Annotated in this window: 8 protein-coding genes; 4 read left to right on the forward strand and 4 right to left on the reverse strand. The window is 52.3% G+C overall.

All coding sequences use genetic code 11. From position 1 onward, the window contains the following. Positions 1 to 65: 65 nt before the first annotated feature. The 4 genes from QMK51_RS14555 to QMK51_RS14570 form a co-directional block, all read right to left on the reverse strand. Positions 66 to 2324, reverse strand: a complete 2259-nt coding sequence (locus tag QMK51_RS14555; protein WP_320390653.1) for a hypothetical protein — start codon at positions 2322 to 2324, stop codon at positions 66 to 68. Between the two features lie 198 nt (positions 2325 to 2522). Beyond that, a complete protein-coding gene (locus QMK51_RS14560; RefSeq protein ID WP_320394522.1) occupies positions 2523 to 3122 on the reverse strand; it encodes a HEPN domain-containing protein in 600 nt (199 codons plus the stop codon). A gap of 500 nt (positions 3123 to 3622) precedes the next feature. After that, a complete protein-coding gene (locus QMK51_RS14565; protein ID WP_320390654.1) occupies positions 3623 to 4333 on the reverse strand; it encodes a hypothetical protein in 711 nt (236 codons plus the stop codon). A gap of 35 nt (positions 4334 to 4368) precedes the next feature. Next, the gene (locus QMK51_RS14570; RefSeq protein WP_320390655.1) at positions 4369 to 7308 is read right to left on the reverse strand and encodes a DEAD/DEAH box helicase; all 2940 of its coding nucleotides are present in this window, start codon (positions 7306 to 7308) and stop codon (positions 4369 to 4371) included. A gap of 158 nt (positions 7309 to 7466) precedes the next feature. On the opposite strand from QMK51_RS14570, the gene QMK51_RS14575 reads away from it, so the two are divergent. The 4 genes from QMK51_RS14575 (at position 7467) to QMK51_RS14590 (ending at position 22068) form a co-directional block, all read left to right on the forward strand. Further along, a complete protein-coding gene (locus QMK51_RS14575) occupies positions 7467 to 13415 on the forward strand; it encodes an ATP-binding protein (RefSeq protein ID WP_320390656.1) in 5949 nt (1982 codons plus the stop codon). Between the two features lie 689 nt (positions 13416 to 14104). Next, complete coding sequence (locus tag QMK51_RS14580) at positions 14105 to 16330, forward strand: AAA family ATPase (protein ID WP_320390657.1); 2226 nt, start codon at positions 14105 to 14107, stop codon at positions 16328 to 16330. Continuing rightward, positions 16327 to 17166, forward strand: a complete 840-nt coding sequence (locus tag QMK51_RS14585; RefSeq protein WP_320390658.1) for a retron system putative HNH endonuclease — start codon at positions 16327 to 16329, stop codon at positions 17164 to 17166. The genes QMK51_RS14580 and QMK51_RS14585 overlap by 4 nt, the downstream gene beginning before the upstream one ends. A 483-nt stretch (positions 17167 to 17649) precedes the next feature. Then, positions 17650 to 22068 carry an ATP-binding protein gene (locus QMK51_RS14590; protein ID WP_320390659.1) on the forward strand — a complete coding sequence of 1473 codons (4419 nt, stop codon included), beginning with the start codon at positions 17650 to 17652 and terminating at the stop codon, positions 22066 to 22068. The last annotated feature ends 257 nt before the right edge of the window (positions 22069 to 22325 follow it).

Consider the following 22325-nt stretch of genomic DNA (forward strand, 5'->3'; position numbering starts at 1 on the left):
CTGAGCGTTTACAGTTCGTTACTCAAAAGCTTGATCGGGCACCGGTATACCCTCGTTTACCTGGTCTAGAGATCGACATCGTCAAAGATGTTTCGGCCGCCCTCCTGTGCAGATGGCCGCATCAGATCGCTTCGGCCAACTGCAGGCTCTTCTCCCCGCTCCTGTGATACTTCGCTCACCCACTCGTCGACTCGGCGCCTTTGAGTTTCGACCACATCCTCCACCCTGGGCCATTCAGGGAAAGCCGCACGTATTCCCTCTAGCTGATCAATAAAATCAGAAAGGTGGTAATCAGGATCGTCCTCATAGCTATACATTTCCTGCTGAGACTGGCGAATCCTGTCTAGGTCAGGCAAGACATGCTTCTGTACATCGCTGTAGAAGTCTTCCCGCTCCTGGTCACTAAAGAACTCATGCATGTCCTGATCGTAGATGTACCCTAGGTCATCCTCATCGAACACAAAGCCGTGAATCTTGGTCGAGATCGCATCCCTTGCTGATTCCTCAAAAAGGCCTTGTCGAAGCAAGCGCAGTGCAAGGTCAGACGACATCGTGAATAGGTTTCTCGCAAAATCACGAACCAGGCTGGAGGCCAGTTCACCATCAGTTTTCGAGTACATGGCCAGAAATACGGCGTCAGTCCTGCGCAGCAGGAAAGAGTACAATCTGCCCCGCCTCATGCGCACCACTTCGGCCCCACAAGTGACGTACTGATAGCATCGTGTTGCGATCACTGCGAACATGCTCGACGGCAAAATCGTAGCATTCTGGATGCCCGCATCGCCGCACGTCACAAGTTCCATCAAGCGCTCAATGGGTGTGCCATCTACAAAAATCTGCAGGTGATCAGGACTCTGGGCGAGAATTAAAGCAAACGCATCGCCAATCGTTGGGTGCTTGTACCGCCAATAGCGTCCTTCAGCAGTATCTGCTACTTGTACAAAGCTTCCCCGGAGACTCTCAAGCGCACGGATGCAACCGGCTTGGTTACCACCCAACCTTTCAATTGTCTTCACCTCATCCCCTGAGAGGTTGACCGGGCTTTCGATCGCTCCGTGCTTCATGTAAAGCAAAGCCAATGCGGCCTGGCTTTCGTCATCCATGCCATGCATTGTCTCAACGAGCCATCGCTCCTGCTTGGCGACAAACTCATCGATACTTCTCTGGTCGATCTTGAGGGCCCTGGTGAATTCAATACTGCCCAACCGCCGAGCTGTCTCAGGAGCGAACCGACTGTGAGCTGCCACCGCAGGAAGAAACTCCTTTAAAGCCGTCCGAACCCGCTGCGGTTGGTTGCCAAGCTTCACATGGTTGTAGAGGATTTCTGACTTTTCTCGTGGGGTCAGCTCTTTCACGTCAATGACCACCTGGCTTTCCTCGATCAAAGGAAATGCCGTTCTCTTGAGGTCACGCCGTGCGCTGTTGTAGATGTAATCACGGCTAGTCAGGACTACACGATGGCCCGCTCGGATCATCGTCGAAAGCGCCGGGAGTATCCGATTCCATTCCATCACCAGGTCGGCTTCGTACTGCATCGCTCCAAAGGCGTCATCAATCCAGATGAACTGCGATGCTTCGTCCGTATTCCAGTGATCTCGAATTTGCTCGGGCTTTTCCAGCTTCAATACCCTACTTCCCCACTTATCCATCGCACACATGGCCATAAGTGAGGCAATCGTCGTCTTTCCTGCGGCGGGCTCTCCAACCAGGAGAACAAAACCATGCTGTTGGAGGGCCTGGAGTGCTTTGCGATAGGTGCCAGTCACCACAAGCTTTGAAAGCTCAGGAAGCTCTGTCAGCAGCGCCTTCGTCTGCTTGTACCGTCTCTCATCCAAGATCTGACTGAGGTCACCCAGACCATAGAGCCGAGGTACATTCATGCGCAGGTTACTATTTAGCTGGATCTTCTCGCAGATCCATGTGGAACCCAGCAGCAGAACGTGCTTGACCCCAGCATCTTCAAACGCCTGCTTGATCTTGAGATGGCTCTGCCCAGTCCAGTCTCCGTTCGTCATCAGAACATAGACATCACACTGTCCCTTGGCGACGAGTCTGCGCACTTTTTCACGCTCACCAGCTACATCTGACAGCGTCAGATTATGATCACGGCGCGATGTGAACTTACACTGGAAGACGAACGCGCCTTCATACAACTCATTTGGCTGAGGAGACCACGTCCCCTTGAACCCACTGTCGCGACCTCCATCATTTCCCTCTAGGAACGTCTCGACCGTCTGACCCAATACCGTAGAGGCTACAGCCATACATAACTGCTGAAAGCTATGCCAACCCAAGAGGTGAAGATCGTATTTGGGGACGCTCATCTGACGTTGATCCTTGCAGCCAAGCCCTAACTCGGGACAAGTACTATCATAGCGTAACCGCCGAAATACCGTTCGCTGGAGATAGCGGCAGCATTACTTTTTAGCCTAGGTCTGGGCCTAATCCTTCGATATAATCTCCAAAACTAAGTACGATGGACAGATCGGAGAAAACCTAGCAACTCCCCCTAGATAACTGCATCAGGCCATTTCTGCCTGAATCACTTTATCAAACCCAATTACTAGATCCTTCATAAACACAACGGCGTCTAAAGCTTGTTGTTTTGATATGTCACGCATTTTAACCTCCCGACCTCGCGACTGGATAATAAGATCTGCTTCATGCACGATTTGGTTTCGTCGGCGAGCTATGCCATTCAATTTATCAGTGATATCTTTTTGGCTTCCGTTATTCATAGCTACGGTAACCTTGCGCCAAAAATCCTTTATACCAAGAATGGTAGCGGCCTTCTGAATATTGGAAGCCGTTTGAAATGTGAAGTCACGATGCAAAATTTTTCTAACCTCCTCTTTGATAATATTCCCAGGCCGAGCGGCTGCATCAGATCTAAGCTTGTCGGTAGCTCTCTTCACAGTATTTACAGGAAGAGAGATAGAGCGAAACTCTTTCGACTGAGACTCCAAGGGCAAATTGAGGATTTTCAGGAAGTACTTTGCAACAATCTCGTGCATGTAGCGATCTAACGCAGAGACTGTTGCCGAAATAGCTCCGCGCAATAATTCAGATGCATAGTCATGTGTAAAGCTTTCCCGCGAAAGCCCGGCTGACTCTCTGAGAATAAGTAAGCTTTTTTATCCTTACCATCAATGCGGACTATTTTTTCATTTTTTGGCCAGCGCATCAAAGAGATAAAATTTGCTTTCCAATCGCTTCGTATACTTCGCTGCCGGGAATTGTGAACCAAGTCGTAAAGATCGAGAAAATGATCTGCCCTTCGCATTGCGTGATCGAATAGATCCTTCGGTTCGAGAGCCATCTAATACCTTCCTTTAAGATTATTGATCATCAAACTTTGAACATAAAATACCACGCAAAAAACCGACATCGCTCCGCGTCCGGTCAAGGACCGAATCGCTGAACGCCCCGAATTGCCGGATTATTCATTCCCCGCTTACCATCAGAAGAATGTCCTATTTTGCTCAGAAACTCTGAAACTGTCGCGGGGCCACAAGCTGACTTTAAAATCTCATCCCAACATAAGAAAACAATAAAACTTGACACCCAAAAACCCAGCTAAGCGACGAACTTCAGACAGCCCCCAAAAGTCAAGCATGAGCAGCTAATCTGGCCTTGAAATGCTATCAAAAGCTTCAAACCCTAAACCGAACAATTCATCAGACTTGGACTCAATTTCCTCCACATAAATTTTTTCCTGCAATAAATTAAGTTTCTTTTCAGCGACCGATCTAGCGCCTTCAAAAAGCTCAATCCACAAATTACTATCACCCTCTCTAAACCACACCAAGTCAGGTTGAAACATTTCGACCTTTATGCCATACCCGAAAGGCTTACCTCGTTCGATATTTTTTTGTCTGACAAAATAAGCCCGACCGCTTTCAATGCCGCGAGATCCACTATGCGATACGTAGTCATGCCTATAAGTCATTGCAGTGTCATGCGTCTCTCGTAATGCCTCAGGAAGCATGATGCGCTCAAGCTTTACTGGTCTACCGTCACCAACAGTAAAACACTTCCCATAAAAAGAAATTGCAGCCACAAATAAAGCCTTCACTATCTCTCTATCAACCATGGCTGAACTGTCAACATGGAGTGCATCATTCGCACTAGGCAATTTTATGTCACTTATTTTCTTTAGCCACACTATCGCAACGGCGAGATCTCTCTCTATCGCCGCATAAGCAAGCATTTGCTTGCAAAGGTGAGAATCCAAAACAAACTTAACGCATTTTCTTCCCATATATGTATAGGTAGACTCTCTCTGACCCGTCGCCGCATTCAAGTGCACGTAACTTTTCCATTCCTTTCCCACGCTCACCTCCACTGAAACGCGTTATAAATTTTATTTTACGCGCTGGTAATGACCCGGACATCCGAACCAGACACACTCTTGATGTAGGAATAACTTGTACCGAGGACAGTAAGCTGATCAGCGGAGATTTTCGCTGCTGAAATGGCGGGCTGCACGATCACAAATCTGAAAATCATCTCATGATCGTGGCACTTGTTGCGAAGCAGCTCCAAATCTATTGGATCACCCTTAAGGATTCTGTCGAACCCTTTCGGCAGCGATTGCTGGTACCGACCCATCAATCGATTGAAGAATTTTTCCTCGGTGTGCAGCCACTTCACCGAGCGTGAGGCCTGGCCGCAGACCTCGTAGACATCGTTCACACGAGCTCCAGGTCGAGCCTCGCCATCTTTTTGGGGGCAATACTTGCAGTGGTAAAGGTCGACAAAGATTGCGTCTTTGCTCTCTTTGATTGCCACCAAATCCGCAATCTCACCTGCACCATCATCGTTGAAAATGAATGCATAGTCGTCCTCGATTCGGCTGTAGGTGAACCCTTGGACGGTGTCCTTGTTACGAGTTGCTCTCATGGACTCGCTGTGAATCTGAGTGGTCCCCCAGTCCCAAGCCTCAATCAGCGCTATCGGAAGCTTCAAGTCCAAACTATTGGGTGTGTAAAACCGATAATTGCCCTCGGCCATCGAACCGTCCACGGCTAACAGTACCAAGGGGTTCGCATCCAGGTACTGCTCAAACGAGCTCTCTTCAGCGAAAATGATCTTCACCCCAGGGCAGGAGACTTTGTAGCTGTCGTTCAGTAACCGTATCGTGATGTCAGGAAGCTGACACTCCGTGCCATCTGCTGCTATGGCGATGACGGGCACTTCTAGTGTCAGATCGTCGGTCCGCTGAGGCTTGCCAAGCTCGACATCAAGCAGGTTGAAGATCTCACCATTGAGCGCCAGCGAAATTTTCTGCTCGTTTTCGATCGCAATGGACTCAGGCCAATCAGCATAGAAGAGTCCAGTTGGCCAGGCTCCCTCAATCTTCTCCGAGCGAATCACATCCTTGAGCACTTCAGAAGGATTGATCGTGGCATTGTTGAGTTTCTGTGAGGCGCGCTTGCACCACTCAATCCAGTAAATGATGCTGGAAGAGTTCATCTCCCAGATCTTCCCTTTGTGAGAGCAGCCAACGGTGGTGCGCTGTCCATCTTCATAGCCCGTTGCGAAGATGTTGGACTTTTTCGCCGTGCCGTTCTCGATTTCACTGATGACGGTATTGATGTCCCGCCCGACGTGCATCGTGAATCTCAGATCCTTGCGTGTCCTGGACAGTCCCACGTTCTGCAGCTTCATAAGCTTGATGTCGTGCAGGGTTCGGAAGGTAGGCTCGCCGTTGATTCGCCTGGCATCCTTTGCAATCAAATTCAAGAAACGCGTCGCTTGCGATTCATCACCGGAGGAGTGAATGAATAGCGTCTTGTCGGGTGCGTGGTAGTAAGCCAGGTACAGAATCCAGTTCGTGTCCACAATCGCCGAGGTCTGAGCCCATCCGACAGGTGTTTCTCGTCGCGTCACCATGATGATGGTGTCTGAATCGTCGTTGATGGAAAGGAACTGCAGCGGTTCTTTCTTCTGCGAGAAGTGATTCGCTTTCTCTGGCCGCCACTGGTCGCGCTCCACATGGTAGGCGATCGCACTGATCTTGGGATTGGGGTTCAACCCGAAGATATCCTCGGAGTCGGCATCATCCGGGAACTGTTCAGTGAACGTCTCTTTTTCGATTTCGCGAGCGATCTTGTCTTGACTCACGTCTCGAATCACGGTGCTCCAGTCGGCACTTTCCTTGTAAAGCACTGCCATCTGGTAATCGACTTTCTGGTTGGCAATGTTTGAGACGAATTTGGCGTCGCCTAGCGTGTCATCAACCCGGGTTAGCCGACCGATGAACTGTAGCGTGACTGCCGGACTGCGATGCTGGTCGTGAATAGCCGCGATTTTCAGCTCTGGCAGGTCGAAGCCTTCGCCCAGCATGTCCACACAGACGATGATCTTGTATTTCTTCTCGACAATTTCACCCAGCAGCTTGACCCGATTCGGCACCTTGCTGTGGATGAGAATGGGTGAGAGGTCTTCATGCTTTTTGTAGAGCTCAAACAGGGCTTCAGCACGTTTTTGCGATCGTGCGCGTACCATCAATAGGTGGTTAAAGCCTTGCTCTCGATCGCCTCGCAACAACTCTACCGCCTTATCAGCAACCACTTGGTCAGCCAACTCGAGGTTGTATTCGCGCACGGGGTGAAATTCGATCGACTTGAAGTAGCCATCGATCTGCGCATCCTTCAACGGGTAGTTGTAGATAATCTTGCCTTCAAGGGGCTGATTGTCCTCCCTGAAAGGCGTAGCAGTGAACTGCAGGCATGGCTTCTCTTTAAACGCGGTTTTCACCCGCCCCCATGTCATGGCGGCCACATGATGGGTTTCATCGATGATCAGGTGGCTGCAGAGCTCAGCCAAGGCTTGGAGGGACTCTGTGTCGAATCGCTGCAATGCTTGCGGGGTAGCGACAATTACATTCGCCTCGGCAAGCTGTTGTACATCTTCAGCCGACATTCCTGAGCCGATCGCCCTCACCACAGGGTTAAGTGCTGTGGCAGAAACAGCACCGATCTCCCGAAGTTTTTTCAGCCCGAGGCATTTTTCGACAAGTTGGGAACGCAAGGCATCTGAGGGGACGAGCACCAATGTCCTTGCCAACCGCCCTGCGATAAGCAGGCCAAGCATGGTATCGGTCTTGCCGGTACCCGTTGGCATCACGATCGTTGCGGTCGTGGCCGGAGCCATTACTAGGTGGCCCAGTGAAGCGTATAGGGCGGCAAGCTGAGGCTTACGCAAGCCTGACGTATTGGTTTCCCGGACTGCCAGGTTGAAGTTGAAGAGGTGTTGCTGCCAGCTTTGATAAACGTCTAAGTACTTCCCTGTAGCATCGGACATTGCATTCACCAAATTGAATGTGAAAATCAGCGCTGATCGTTCAGTGGCCACATGCTATCAGTGAACGTCATCCCAGGTGTACCCTGAAAAGTAGAGTTCCGCAGCGGGCCAGATAACGTGTGCCAAACCCAATTCGATACGGACAGTCGCGAGGCAACATGACAGATTCAACATCTACAATGCCCCCCGGTGAGGGCGAACGTAATGCACAGCGTGGTTTCGTTCAACAGTACCGATCTGGCGCGGCTGCGATCTACGATGCACTAGATAAGGACCAATTGATTTGGATCGGTGTAGCTGATCGCAGCGCGGGCATTGCGGATGACCTAGTACTCGGTCTACCAGGAATGGTCGTGGGCCACCAGTTCAAAACCTCCACCTTCGCCAAGGCCTTCCAGATAGAGGCATTGCTACTTGGCGCAGAGGGAATGTTGCTCAAACTAGTGACGGCTTGGGCGAACCTACATGATTCACACGCAGAAGACCGTACGGAAATTCGTTTCGTAACCAACGATATACCGTCACAAGCTAACAACGATCACCTGCTCGCCGACAAAGATGACCACAGTGCCGCCTTTTTACAGGAGTTTGAGCTATATCATCACCGCACCCTAGCGGAATGGAGAGATACGCGCTGGCAACCTTTTATTGACAGGCTATCTACAGCTTCTGGCCTCTCCGATGCAAACTTCGAAGCCTTTATGCACTCAATGCGCTTCCTCACTGGATCGGCCTCTGATTTCATCTTGACCCATCGCCTGCGACCTGAAGTACATCCGCTAGTCGAGCAAATTGCCGAAAAGCTCCCTTCCCTGGTGGCTGATAAGCGCAACAAAGATCGGTGGAGCCGCGCTGAACTGCTCGCAGAGCTCGGCTGGTCAGACCGGTTCAAGGTACACCGTGCACACCAATTCCCAATCGGGGAACATGTACAACGTAATCGTGTGACCGAACAACAAATCCTCACTAGCATTCATCAGCACTCCCATGGCTACCTGGCGCTAATCGGTCCGCCGGGCACAGGGAAGTCAACACTACTCCAATCCACCTTGAGTGCCGGTCCAACCTTGCAGCTGGTGAGATATCTCGCCTATATGCCAGGAGAAGGCCAAGGTATCGGTCGAGCGGAGGCAGAGGACTTCCTCGACGATCTCAGCACCCAACTGAGACAAATTGGCTTGCAAGGTCGCCGAGTGCGCAACAGCAATCTCCAGGAGAAGCAGCAAGAATTCGAGTACTTGCTTCATCAAGCTGGCACTCGCTTCAGTGATCATGGCATTCGTACGTTGATCATCGTTGACGGGCTTGATCATATCCCTAGAGAAGAGCAGCCGTCCCGCTCCCTGCTGGCAGAGCTACCGCTGCCTGAAGCCTTGCCACAAGGAGTGCTCATCCTCCTCGGCACTCAGCGACTTGAACTAAAGGGGCTCAAACCTCAGGTTCGACTGCAAGCTGGACAAGTTGATCGCTCCACTGCGATCGCTCCTTTATCAGAAGATTCAATCACCCAGCTCGCACTAGAACTTGGTCTGGATGAATCAATTCCCCGCTCAAGCGTCTATGCGCTCTGCCAAGGGCATCCGCTGGTTGCGCGGTACTTAATAGAGGCCCTACGCCAAGCGGAACCAGCCACACAGGAAGCGTTGTTGAATGGAGCGTTCACGTTTGAAGGTAATATCGAGCGGGTCTACCAGTCTGCATGGAGGGAGATCGTAGACGATCCCGATGCCCGAAAGGTCATCGATTTCATAGCGCACGCAGAGGGTCCTATCCCGCCAGAACTATTGGCCATGGCCACATCTGAACATGCGGTAGAGACCGCACTGAGGGCCACTAGCCACTTGTTAAGCCAGACGACGCATGGCTGGAGCGTATTCCATAACAGCTTCCGCCTATTCGTTCTGGAACAACCATCGCTCCGTTTTGGAAAGCCCAACCTAGACTATAGGCCTGCTATCTATCGCCGATTGGCTGAGCTCACTCACGCAGCCGAACCGAACAATCCCCAACGCTGGCTTGAACTAAGATACTTGGCACGTGCGGAGCGACATCGACAAGTGCTCGCACTGGCACAGCCATCTCGCTTTAGAGATCAACTCGCCGACGCACGCCCGGCAACTGACATCCATGCCGACATCCGCTTGGCCTTGATCTGTGCCAAGCACGAACCCGATGTATCCGCTGTGTTTCGTCTGCTCCTTACCCGAGACGAGATAGGGCGACGCGCCTCGGCGATAGAAGATGCTCCCGCGATCATGGATGCACTGCTCGCACTGGGCGACATTGACGGGGTTCGAACGATGGCTGAGGGTAGTATCGGCGACCATTACAAGGCAGTTGATGCACTTCTGGCCAATGATGACTTCGATGGGGCGAGAGCAATCTTCGACGGTGTTGACCCATTCTCCCAGGACTCACAGCCGACTCCTCACCACTCAGAACTACCCAATTGGTCACAGCGTGTCTTCCACTTTCGAGATCCTGAGCAGATAGACACTTGCTTGGCACGTCTAGTTGCTAAGGACAACGGAGATGGATTGGATGCTGACGAGGTCTCTTCACTTCGCTGCAGCATTGCTCGTGCGGCCATACTGGCCAACCCCGATAGTGACCCTCTGCAAGTCGCGAAGGAACTGGGTATTGATGAGGAGGACCTACCATATTTACTCATCGAAGCCGCTGAACGCGCATATGCTCGAGAACAACTCGACAATGGCCGTGCGCTAATACAGAGTGCTCATGAGCACCCTGCCTTCGCAAGCATTGCTAACGGTACACGCAGGCAACTCACGTCACTATGCCTTCAGGTTGGCAACAGAGAACTCGCCAGCAATATATTCCAAGACTTGAAGCCACCATCTGTCGCCATGATGGACGATGCCAGGGGCCTCGAGAACGCCCAACACATCATCCACGCAGCGATTCAACACGCCACCTTGGCCGCAGCACTAAAGCAGCCAATTCCTGCAACCGTAGCGTCGAAGAACCGCTTACTCCGCCCCCTCCAGCACCATGCCAATACAATTGGCACCTTGCTGGGGCGCTTGCAGTCTGGCCTAGAGACCGCGCCGGGGGAGGTCAGTCAGGCTGTCAAAGGAATGCTCAGTTTTCTGGATAACGCCAGCCCGAGGAAAGGAAGCGAGTTCTACTCAGCACACCAACTACGCGACCTTGATCCTGTGCTTAGCAGGATGATGATCCGAATTGCATCAATGAGTGGCGAACAAGAATTCACTGCCGTAGTTGGCCTATTTGATGCGTCGTTCACTGATCGAATGGCTAACAACAAGCTAAACATTCCCTCCCGCATAGCCGTCATTGAAGAGGCGTATCGCAGCGACGGGAATGCAACAGCGGCCTTTGGCAGGCTTGAGGAACTACTCGGCAGGGTGCATGGCAACACCCCGCAGGAACACATCGATCTGATTGCAAGCATAGCGAAGATATTCGCCGAAATTGGCAACCCCAAGCGCGCTCGCGAGCTGCTGGTACAGCTGCACTCCAACACACTTGGATATGCGCTGCCAGCAAAGAAGGATCCGCAGTACTCGCTGTGGGGCGATCTGCTTGAGAGCTCAAACAGCCAAGACCCTACCGGCAGTGGCGAACGTATTCTATTGGTGCTGAAGCAACTCTCGGGCATGGCCCTCACAGAGGGCAACGGTGCAGCTCACCGCTTGGCGCCGAGAGTGGTAGTCGAAGCCGCAATTCACAGTTCGGCTCTCGGATACAAAGCTGTGAGACTACTCAGTTCCAAAGGATTACTGAGTTGGGACTGTGCCATCAATGCGCTAATGATCGGCGTGGTACGTCGACGCCCAGAACTGGCTTCAGTCTGCTCTGTCACGTGGCGCTTCCTGGCACTTCCATTCTATTCAGAGCCTTTTTATAGCGAAGGGCAAACAGGCCAGTTCATCCTCAAATCCGTGACTGCCGTTTCGCTTGAAGAGCTCAACACAGTAATTGATGTACTGCGTGATGGCATTGAGATCCACAGTACAACCAGTGCCCGCACGAGGCTACTTGAATGTCTGGCTAAAGGACTATCGCAAAGGGGGCTCAGCAATGAACGTGTCGACGATGCATTGCGCAGGTGGCGTTCGGAGACACCCACCCCCGAGGACAGAGGCACGCCTGGCAAGTACGATGAGATTGCTTCACTAAGTTTGCTCGAAGACGAACTCAACAGCACTGCAGAACCGAGCTATGACGCGGCGTCTGCATTCTCTCGCCTGCTGGACACTGCAACGCTGGCGGAAGCGGCAGCTTTCTTCGATCGCTGGCCAACCATCCAACGCGACTACCGTGCTCGCTATACCTTGATTGATCGAGCGATTGCAGAAGCTGATAGAACGCTTGCAAGAGATCTGATCAATAGCAGGCAGGTCGATGAGGACGAGCGATCTGGCTGGAGCTATTGGCAAGGCGCAGCCAAGCTGAAGTACTTCAAGGCTCTCGTAACTCTGGACGGCCCCGAGGTACATCAGGCCGCGTACCTGGACTTGGTCGATGAGCTTGTGACATCTCCAAGCAACTCTTCTCCGATTTTGTTTGATACCAAGGATGTCTTCAAAACGATCTGCGCAGAACCTGACTGGGTTGCTATGTGGGAGATCTTGGCTGAACAACTTGCGGCGACCAGAGAACACGCAGTCGCTGAATTCGAATTGCCCGAGGACACGCCTGAGGATGACTCGGATCTGATTGCCAGACTTTTTCTCTGGGCATTTGAGCTTTCTGCAATTGAATTAACACAACTCGCACGTGCCGGCGCCCTGAAACTGACGACGGTACATCTGGGCCGAGAATCGTTCACCCACCTGGTGCATAGCCTTCTCAATGGTGATTCGGATGAACCAGCAGAAGCTCTTCAACTGCTTTTCCGCGACGAAGAAGCCAGCGCCGTCGATTGGGTCGAACGGGTTCTACCACTAGTAAACGCTAGAGACTATGTCGTAGCTTCTTTTACTGGCTCTCTGCTTGATCGCTGGGGGTGCGACTGGACGATCTCGGTGCAGGAGTTGCCGTTCCACTACCGCTTGCAGATGGCTACAATCGGAAAGGTGAGCTCCGCATCTCGTCTCACCAATCCATCATCTGGTGCGATGCTCGTGAACGATCCATTGGGCTGGACCGAGTTTTTCCCAACCCAGGTCAGGGGCCTAGCACGCACAGGAATTCCGGAGACAACCATTCGATATCGCTGCGCATCCCTTATTGATTCTTGGGGTGGACTGGAGAGCTTTGGTCAAAGCGAGACTAAGCGAAGGCTATCCGAGCTTGAACGGCTAGACCTGCGAATTATGTATTCTAAACCACATATTGCAGCGGCCCTCAGGGCGCTTCGTCATGTCGCCGGGGAATTTCGTCTTTCAGGGTTGCTAGAAGCGCGAGCCATTCCGCAGTTGTTGTATGGAATGAACTATCAAGTCGACCTTCCTCCGCTCAAGGGCCCGATGATGCGGCCAGCTTTCATTCCCCGACCAACCGCACACCGTGATGCTGGCTTGCAGTCGGGAGAGGCCAAATGGCTGGATGAGATTGAGCAGGATCTCTCGCCACTGATCGTTGACGGGGGCTCTGTTATCGCAGAAATAACTCATTTTTATTGGCGTCTTATCAGACAGAATCTTGAGATGACACGTGCTCGCGCTCCGTTTTATGTCGAGGAAGCCTATTGGGCAAGCACGGGGCGCGCCCTTCCCCCGGCACTGTGGATTGATGGCGTATGCGCTCTAGATGAACCATCAGAGAGCATTGTCCGCCGCCTCTCCCTCAGCGGTATCCCAACTTACCCTGATGATGTGCTGGTATTGTGCCCTGAATGGCTGCACCACCTGGGATGGCAGCACGATCCGGGCAATTGGATGCACTACCTCGACAGGAACGGTATCTGCGTCGCACGACTTATCTGGTGGCGTGATGGTGCCCCTCAGGATGTACATCAAGATCAGTTCTGGGGCGAGGGTGTCGCTCTCATAGCAACGCGAGAGGGACGAAGCACGTTGGAGCGGATTGCCGGGCCTCTAAATATTGGTGTTCACTCACGTAGATCTGCAGACGGTGCGAGCCCTTCTGAGCGTCGCATGAGCCGAGTTGAGCAATAATGCTCAAACATCAGCTAGCGTAACCACCCTCAAGGCGCCCTAATCAGGCGCCTTTCACGAGGAGCTCTATCAACAATGATTGGCTCATGGAGCCGGCAGCGCGAGCATCAATCATTGCCACCATTGACCCAATGTACTGAAGGTTAGTAACTGCTTACATCGGTCTGCCTGCAGCGGATAGTACGTTATGGCATCAGACCTTATTCCATAGCTGACGCCTTCGATACGGTGGATACGTCCCGCCCTCCCTACCTCCCCCAATCAAGATTAGGACGTACGCTGAAAGCCATTCCCATTACCTTGGTATTCTGTCAGAAATCGCCATTCGTGATCGCTGGCACACGGGCGGCGACTAGGGGCATTTCGGCTACTAAAAAAGGGGGCCCCGCATCAGGAGCAAAAAGAGTGAAACCGTCGTGGCACGGAAGCTTACCGACGCCCCATGTAAGAGTCCCGTCAGAGCCAGGAGTACTTTGATGGCTAGTTGTCATGTCACTATCTGGAAGTACATAGCGCAAATTCGATATCGCACCTGAAGCAAACGCTCGTCGAGGTCAATCAACCTGACCATTTAAGCCTCTTTGGTGGCAAAATGACACAGGCTCACCGTTTTTTTGCAGCCTAGTGCTGCCCACCCCAACTCATCCCCAAGTTTGTTTTGCGCCCCACTAGATCAAGGAGAAAATGCGATGATCAGATTAAAGCGGGGTCGCGTCCCGGATATCCTAAATTCCGAACGAGCTCATAAACTTCGAAAGGAAGCTGCCGCTTTTTTTGCCCAACCAAAGGAGCAACGGGCGCAAAAGCGCTTCGAGTTTCAGAAGTACGCGGCACAATTAAACGGTGACATACGCAATGCTTTGGCAGAATGTTTCCCTAGCAAGTGCGCATACTGTGAGACCCCGGTTGAGAAGCCTGAAATAGAGTTGTTTCGCCCCCGGCAGAACGCCAGCAATCTGGATGGTTCTGTAGACGATGACAGCTATTGGTGGCTCGCGCTTGAATGGTCAAACTACCTACCCGCGTGCTCTCGCTGCAACGCCTTAAAAGGGTCGCGCTTCCCAATCGAAGGAATGCGTGCTGGACCAGATTCGACAAGCGTCAGCTTGGCTGAGGAGCAAAGGTTACTACTTGATCCTTGTGAAGATGATCCGTCATCGTTACTACTTTTCCTAGAAGATGGTCGCGTCACAAGTGAAGACTTTCAGGGAAAGGTGACCATCGATGTACTCGGGCTCAATCGAGAGTCATTGGTCGACGCACGCCGTCGTGAAATAGAAAGCCTGAAGCGAATTTTATCGGTACAACAAAGAGCTTTCGACTCCCCCAATCTGTTGGATGACATACTGAGTGCAATGATTACAGATGACAGTCCGTACGCGGCTATGCGCAGACAGTTTGTACATAGCTGGGCGACTGAGGAAGCACCTGAGGCCCCGCAAACGAACAAACTACTCCAACAACTGAGGTACCATCGGGGAGTGGTGACCGGAAGCCTTGTTGCCAGCCTAGAGGATTTGAAACTAGCGGCGGAACGACTAACTACTACAACCGCGGCGATGGAGTCTTATTCTGTACTGGACGAACACATATCAACTGACTTCTACCGTCAAAGCCGATTTGTCGAACACTTCCAATTAACCAACATCAGGTCATGCGAAAACGTGAGCCTAAAGACGTCATTGGGCGCAGGGGGCTCAGGGACATGGCTGGTTTTACTGGGTGAAAATGGCACCGGAAAAAGCACAACCTTACAAGCCCTTGCATGTGCGTTGGCGGGACAGACCGCCGTTGACGCCCTCAATATCAAGGCGTCTGACCTACTCCGCAACGGATGCGAAACTGGTACAGTAAGTGTACAGCTGACAAGTTTCTCCAAACCCATTGTCATGACGCTTAACTCGGTGAACGACAGCATTACAATAGATCCTCCAGAACCCAAAATTATGGTACTGGGGTATGGTGCTACCCGGTTACTGACTCGGAACGAGAATGTACCCCCCCTTCGCTCTTCAGTTCACATTGCCAACCTGTTTAATCCGCTTGAACGCCTAAGTAATGGGCGACCCTGGCTGTATGAAACAGATAAACAGGAATTTAACCGGGTGGCGCGTGCTCTTTCAGCTCTCCTACCTCGACCTGATGGAGCACAGTTTCTTCGTGAGAATAACCAGATCGTCGTAGAGTCAGCCGGCGTTCGTGACACCTTGGAAGCGCTCAGTAGCGGATACCAGGCCGTGCTCGCCTTGGCGTTGGATATCCTGAGCGTCTTGCGAAGGGGTTGGGAAGATGCCTCATCAGCTGAAGGTATAGTACTGATCGACGAAATTGACGCCCACCTCCATCCACGCTGGAAAATGCGCATCATCCAGCGCCTACGGGAGGTTTTTCCTCGTCTGCAGTTTATTGCCACAAGCCATGAGCCGCTGACACTGCGCGGTTTGGATAGAGATGAAGTAGCCGTATTGAAACGTTCACTGACTGGCTCAGTGAAGATCATAACGGCCGAAACCGATGATTTACCTTCCCCTCGACACATGACAGTCGGCCAGTTACTGACCTCTGACTACTTCGGCCTGCACTCAGCAGAAGACCTCGAAGTGGATACGCTGTTTGAGGAGTATTATGGGCTGTTAGCTGCAAGAGAAAGAAGCGCCGCAGAGGAGACGCGACTTGACGAACTCCGTGAGGAACTCGAGTCGGGGCGGCAATTGGGATTGACTGAGCGTGAACGCTTGGTATTCGAAGCTGCGGATGCCTACATTGCTGAGCGGGTGGCCAGGCGGCAAGCATTACCAGAGCAGATCAGAATCGGCGCACAAAACCGCCTGCAACAGTTATGGGCAAACCTGGATGAGACCACTGAAACTGAGTCGCCCCGACAACTGGGGAACGATGGGGACGTATCTCAATGATCAGGGTTGAACGGGCGAATTGTCCGCCTAGTTTGAGTGGGCCAGACTCGAAAGGCTATCGAGAACGCGCCGCTGCAATCCTCGCTCAGGCAACAGGTCAAAAAATAAAGTTCAACGCTTACAGAGAATCTGATGTCGTTCTTGCGCTGCGCGAAATGTTCAATAAAAAATGTGCCTACTGCGAGTTCAATTATGCTGCAGGCTCCTCCGAAGATATTGAGCATTTCCGCCCAAAAGGTGCCGTTGTTATCAATGGTCAGCTCACCAAACCCGGGTACTACTGGTTAGCTGCCGAATGGAGCAACCTCCTGCCATCGTGCATCGACTGCAACCGCAAGCGCTCCAAAGAGTTCGTGGTTTCCAATCAAACGTCATCAGGAAAAGCCAACCTGTTTCCAATCGTGAATGAAACGCACCGGTGGCGCAGCCATACCGTTACCAGCGCAAGCGAACAACCCTTGTTGCTCAACCCTTGTGATGATTATCCTGACCAGCATCTGGAGTTTCTAAGTGATGGTTTGGTACGACCAGCAATCGATGCTGCCGGCCAAGCCAGCGTCAAAGGAGAGACTTCGATAGAGGTCTTCGGTCTGTTGCGCGACGATCTTGTCAAACAACGAGGAGCCAAGCAGCTCATGATAAGAGCTGCGATCGAACGAGCCCTCGAGGCCGCAGAGATCGCCGAAGAAACTGACGATGGTCCTAGAAAACAGAGAATGATAAAACTGTCTGAGAGACTGCTGATGGACGCCCGTGCTCACTTGAACAAGCAAGAACCTTACCTGGCAGCGGGCGAGGCGATATTCCGTGAGTATGGAATTCCCCACATACCCTAAAATTGATTCCTCAAATAAACATCCTACGTTGAGAGGCGAAGTGAGCGACAACTATCAACTTGAGGAGCTTTCGACCCCTTGAGGCCAAAGAGGCCAAAGAGGCCCACATGAAGCTGGGGCATATCGGTAACTGTCAATGGGCCGTGGGCCGACTCAGACGCTCAGCCCCCGTCATGGAGTGGCAATATAACGCAGCTGATTACGCAGTGCCCTTGGAGCGTAAATCTCAGATCCGTGCGGCTCGTTCCATTTGTGCGCGGAGAGAACCACTCCGTACGCACCTTCCAAATCAGTCCCTCCGGATGAGTGCCTGTGTGCCGAGTCCCTGACAGCCAGGGATAGAACGAATCAGTGCCTCCGCGCAGGCTAATCATCCACTTCAAGGGTGGTTGTCTACAGAAATATTGGTGCTCGGTCTGTCGGCATGGCAACCACCGCGCCTAAAATGGCTGCTTTCTCAGATGCCCCCTTCAATGGAACTGAATGATGCTCCCCGAAATTGATTTTTTCGAGATCCGCTTGCACCGCAACTCGCAAAGTGCTGCATTTGAAGAACTATGCTGCCAGTTAGCTGGTGATGAACAGCTCACCTCTGAGGTTGTCGGCTTCAATCGGAAAGGACCAGGAGCTGACGGCGGCATTGAATGCTTCGCGCTGCATTTGGACGGCTCTGAGACTGGTTGGCAGGTTAAATACTATCGAGACATGGCCTCAGCGATCAGCTCGCTGGATGAATCGTTGGACAAAGCGTTGACTACGCATCCAAATATGACCCGCTTCATCGCATGTTTTCCCATCGACCTAGCCGACTCTCGCAAGCCTAACGTAACAACCGCCCTCAGCCGATGGGAGAGCTGGCGAACAAAACGCATAGCTGCCGCTGAGGCCGCGAATCGGCGCATAGAGATCGAGCGATGGGACGCCTTTGAAATCAAAAAGCGATTGACCGCTTCGAACCCAGCGTCGGCTGGACGCGTCCTGTACTGGTTTCATCAAGTCCTATTCACGTCTGATTGGTTTTCCGAAAAATTTGAGCGCAGCAAAGCCGGGCTTGGACCGCGTTACAGCCCGGAAAATCACGTAGACCTGCCAATCCGCCGAGTGATCGAAGCAACCGCTCTGGATCCTCGCCTCTATGAAGAACTCTCTGCATACAGCAGATCCATCACGCGGATGATTACTGAAACACAGACAGTCGAGGCTGATGTGCTCGCAGCTTGTGATGCAGCCATCCAAGCGTTGAATGAGGGGGCCAATTCGCGTAGCAAATCTGTCTCAGTTGCAAAACTACGAAATTTGGTGAAATCGGCACACGAAGCCACCATACGTTGGCATCACGCAGTCAGAGACTCATCGCCGCTCGGAACGCCAAACTCGCCAGTTGAAGAGATTTCAAACCTGCTATCGGTGCTCAACCACATTGCGCGAAATTTGGCGAAGGAACACTGGGATCACGTTGACACCCGCGCGCTACTGGTGATCGGAGATGCCGGTTCAGGCAAATCGCATTTACTCGCAGACGTTTGCGAAGGCGCTGTCAACAATGGGCGACCAGCAGTCTTAATACTCGGTGGGAAGCTACCTGACGGTGAACCATGGGAAGAGATCCTCAAAGACCTAGCAATCTCCGAGCCTCGCCAACCCAACCTCTTTTTAGGGGCACTAAACGCCGCGGGTGAAGCTGCGGGCACCCGCGCGTTGTTGATGATTGACGCAATCAACGAGCGGAACGGCCGAGCAATCTGGCCAGACCGCTTAGCTGGATTGATCCATGATGTAAGCCAGTTTGAGTGGGTGACTCTGATTCTGTCATGCAGGTCCACGTATCAATCGCTGATAGTGCCAGATGAGCTTGATTCCAAGAAGCTGCCGAGAGTGACGCACGAGGGGTTTTCGGAGCGCCAAGCTCGTCAATATTTGAAGAGGCGCGGAATTACACTGGCTGAGGAGCCGCACTCCATCGAGGAATTGCGGACGCCGCTTTTTTTGAAAACCTGCTGTGATGCTTTGCTCCTGGAGGGCGGAGAAGTGCTGGCGACCAGCTTGGGCGGCGTCACAGCGGTGTTCAAACTCTACACTGACGCGGTTGTGAAGCAGGTTACTAAGCATATGGGGTTCCAGCCACGCCGTGGCCTGGCTGAACGAGCGATCAATTTGCTCGCCGATGAGATGGCGCAAACAGCTCGGGAAGATATACCTGCCGACCGCGCATATGAAATTATCGATAGCGTATTCACTTCCGGTGATGCCGATTCAGATCTGCTATTCCAGCTTGAGAATGAGGGTTTGCTGAGTATCGAACCTTCTCAAGATTGCGATGATAGGGATGAGTATCGCTTCACATTCCAACGAATGAGTGACCACGCGATTGCGCACAGCCTCCTTCGGTGCAGTGTGATAAATGGAGATGCTTCGACCGCGTTTTCAACCGACACAGAGCTGAGGCGCGCCATTCAAGACGACTCTTCCGATATCGCACCTGGCTTACTAGAAGCCCTCGCGGTGCAGTTACCAGAAAAATACGGTGTTGAACTTCTGGACATGCCAGACTTGGCACCTTTGTGGTTCGTAGACAACGCATTTGAAAAAAGCCTACTCACTCGAAATCCGAAGAAATTCAGTGATCGAACGTGGGTACTAATCAATGAAGTCGGAGGCGTGCAGCTTCGCTATGAGACAATCATCGCCGGATCTACTGACCCAACCCTGGATCACAACGCCCATTACCTCGACAAGGAATTGCATGCCTCTTCGTTACCAAAGCGAGATGCGACTTGGTCGACACACATCGCCCAAGATAGCGAACACACGGTACGATTAATCGAATGGGCTCGAGGAGCAGACCAAGATCTTATCCACAAAGAACGGGCAACACTGACAGGTGTCCAGCTTTGCTGGTTCCTCACCACACCAAATCGAAATGTGCGCGATACCGCCACCAAAGCTTTGGTAGCTCTTCTAGCCTCTCGACCGGTGCTGGCGAAAACTTTGTGGTCGCGCTTTAAGAATGTGGACGATGCCTACGTCACCGAGCGGCTGCTGGCATCGATTTTCGGTGCAGCATTGCAGGGGTGCTGGGGCCGCGAAGACTTGTTCAAAGTGGTTCGCGAGATCCATGCAGATGTGCTCAGCAGCGCAGATCTTCTTCCCAACGCCCTTTCCCGTGATCATGCGCACGGCCTAGTTGACTACGCCGATCACTTGGGCGCCCTTCCTGATGGATTTGACATCCGGCCCTCCCCTCAATTCTCCGATGGCGCTTGGCCGATTGAATATGTCACCGAAGCTGAGATTGAGGGCTACAAGCGATCGTACAGCAGAGGATCAAGACACTCGGATGAGATCGTAAGCTCTACCGTCAATGATGGTGACTTTGCACGATATCAGCTCGATTATGCAGTGCGTTGCTGGAGCATGGGCCATAGGAGATCAGGATTCATCCCCACAGCGAACGAGCTTGCTGATAAATGGTACGAAGGCTTCCGCATACAAGCATCAACGGAAATGCTGGCGGCTCATGAAAGGCTAGCCCTCGTAATGTCAACGACAAAGGACGCGCCCTATTGGGAAAATCGCAACAAAATTGATCAAGCCAAATCCTCGTTCCGTGACGCGGTCGGAGAAGACTTGTACGCGCAATGGAGTGCGGAGGCATCTGTATGGCGGCAAGGGGGCATGTATCAAAGTTTTGGTAGAGGACGTGAGAAGCCCGCAGAGTTCAATCTAGCCTGGGCACGGCGCTGGGTCTGTAAGCGTGCACATGACCTTGGGTGGTGCGAAACGCTGCACGGTTCCTTCGATGCCTCAATCCACTCGGAAAGGAATGAACATACCGTCGAACGCATTGGAAAAAAATATCAGTGGATTGCGCTGTACGAACTCTGCGCGAAACTGGCGGATAACCTCATTCCGCTGCCGGATGAAGATAATGAGGCTGACATCAAGCGGCTGCGCAACATAGATCCATCGCTTTTGGTCGATCAGACGGAGGACGATGGCTGGCGCCATTTCGAAGACCCATGTTTTTGGACGCCTGAGGGACCAGATCTGAAGAAAATGTCAGTGGATCAGGCCCTGGAATGGCTTAACGATGATCATGACATTTTTGATGAGATTGAAAATGTGGAGGTTGCAAACCCTGCCGACAAAACGAGCTGGTTGGTGCTTAATGGCTTTCAGCTTTGGCGGGCCAAAGAGGGACAAGCTGAGAGAGAGGCTTGGCGTAGGCTTGCATGCTTCGTCGTCCGTAAGAGTGATCTCAAGGACACCCTCACGCTAATGCACGGTCTCCATTTTCAGGGTAGTGGAGATATCCCATCGGCATCGAGCGGCGGGCTGCGTTCTTACCTCGGCGAGCACCCGTGGGCGCATCGCAAAAGCGAATGTCCCACAAATGATGGCTGGGTGGAGGGATGGTGCCCCCAAGGCATCAGGAACAAAGGAGTCGCAGTTCGCCCCACGACCGCCGGTTACCTAGCGGAATCATCAGGTTACGACGCGTCCGTCCAGACGAACGTGAACCTTAATCTGCCTGCTGCTTGGCTGATGGACGCGTTGAGCCTCCGATTAACAGATGGCCTAACCATCAAGTACGTTGATGATAACGGTACCGTATGCTTCATGGACCCGTCAGTGAGCATGACCGGTCGCAGCGCTGCCCTTATTGACCGCGATTGTTTCTTATCCCTTCTGGACAAGGAGCAGCTCGTGGCGATCTGGGCTATAGGTGGCGAAAAAAATGTGTACGGCCGACCGGGTGCAGAGGGATTTGGCGGAAGAATGACGTATTCGAGACTTTTCTATTCCGACGGCAGCGAGATCATCGCTTCGGAACGGTACCGCACATTTGAAGCAGCCGATGCCGCTCAGATCGAAGCTTTGAGTGAATCGACCTCAGTTTAGTAGATGCTTATAAGTATACTTCTGGCCGGTTAGCGACCCTGTACGACGACTGATCCATTCTTGTCCTCCCTCAACGCGGAGGACAAGCCTTGAAAATTACTGTTGCCTACAACCATCGCGCTGCTCCGCAGCCATAGTAACTACAGGGGCCAATCGTTTAGGGAAATGCCTAGCTCTCCGCCAAATCCCGCTATGGCATTACACTGAAAGCCATCCGAATCCATCTTGGTCTCTCTCAGAAATCGCCACTTGCGATC

The sequence above is a fragment of the Pseudomonas sp. P9_31 genome (assembly GCF_034008235.1).
In the GTDB taxonomy this organism is placed as follows: domain Bacteria; phylum Pseudomonadota; class Gammaproteobacteria; order Pseudomonadales; family Pseudomonadaceae; genus Aquipseudomonas.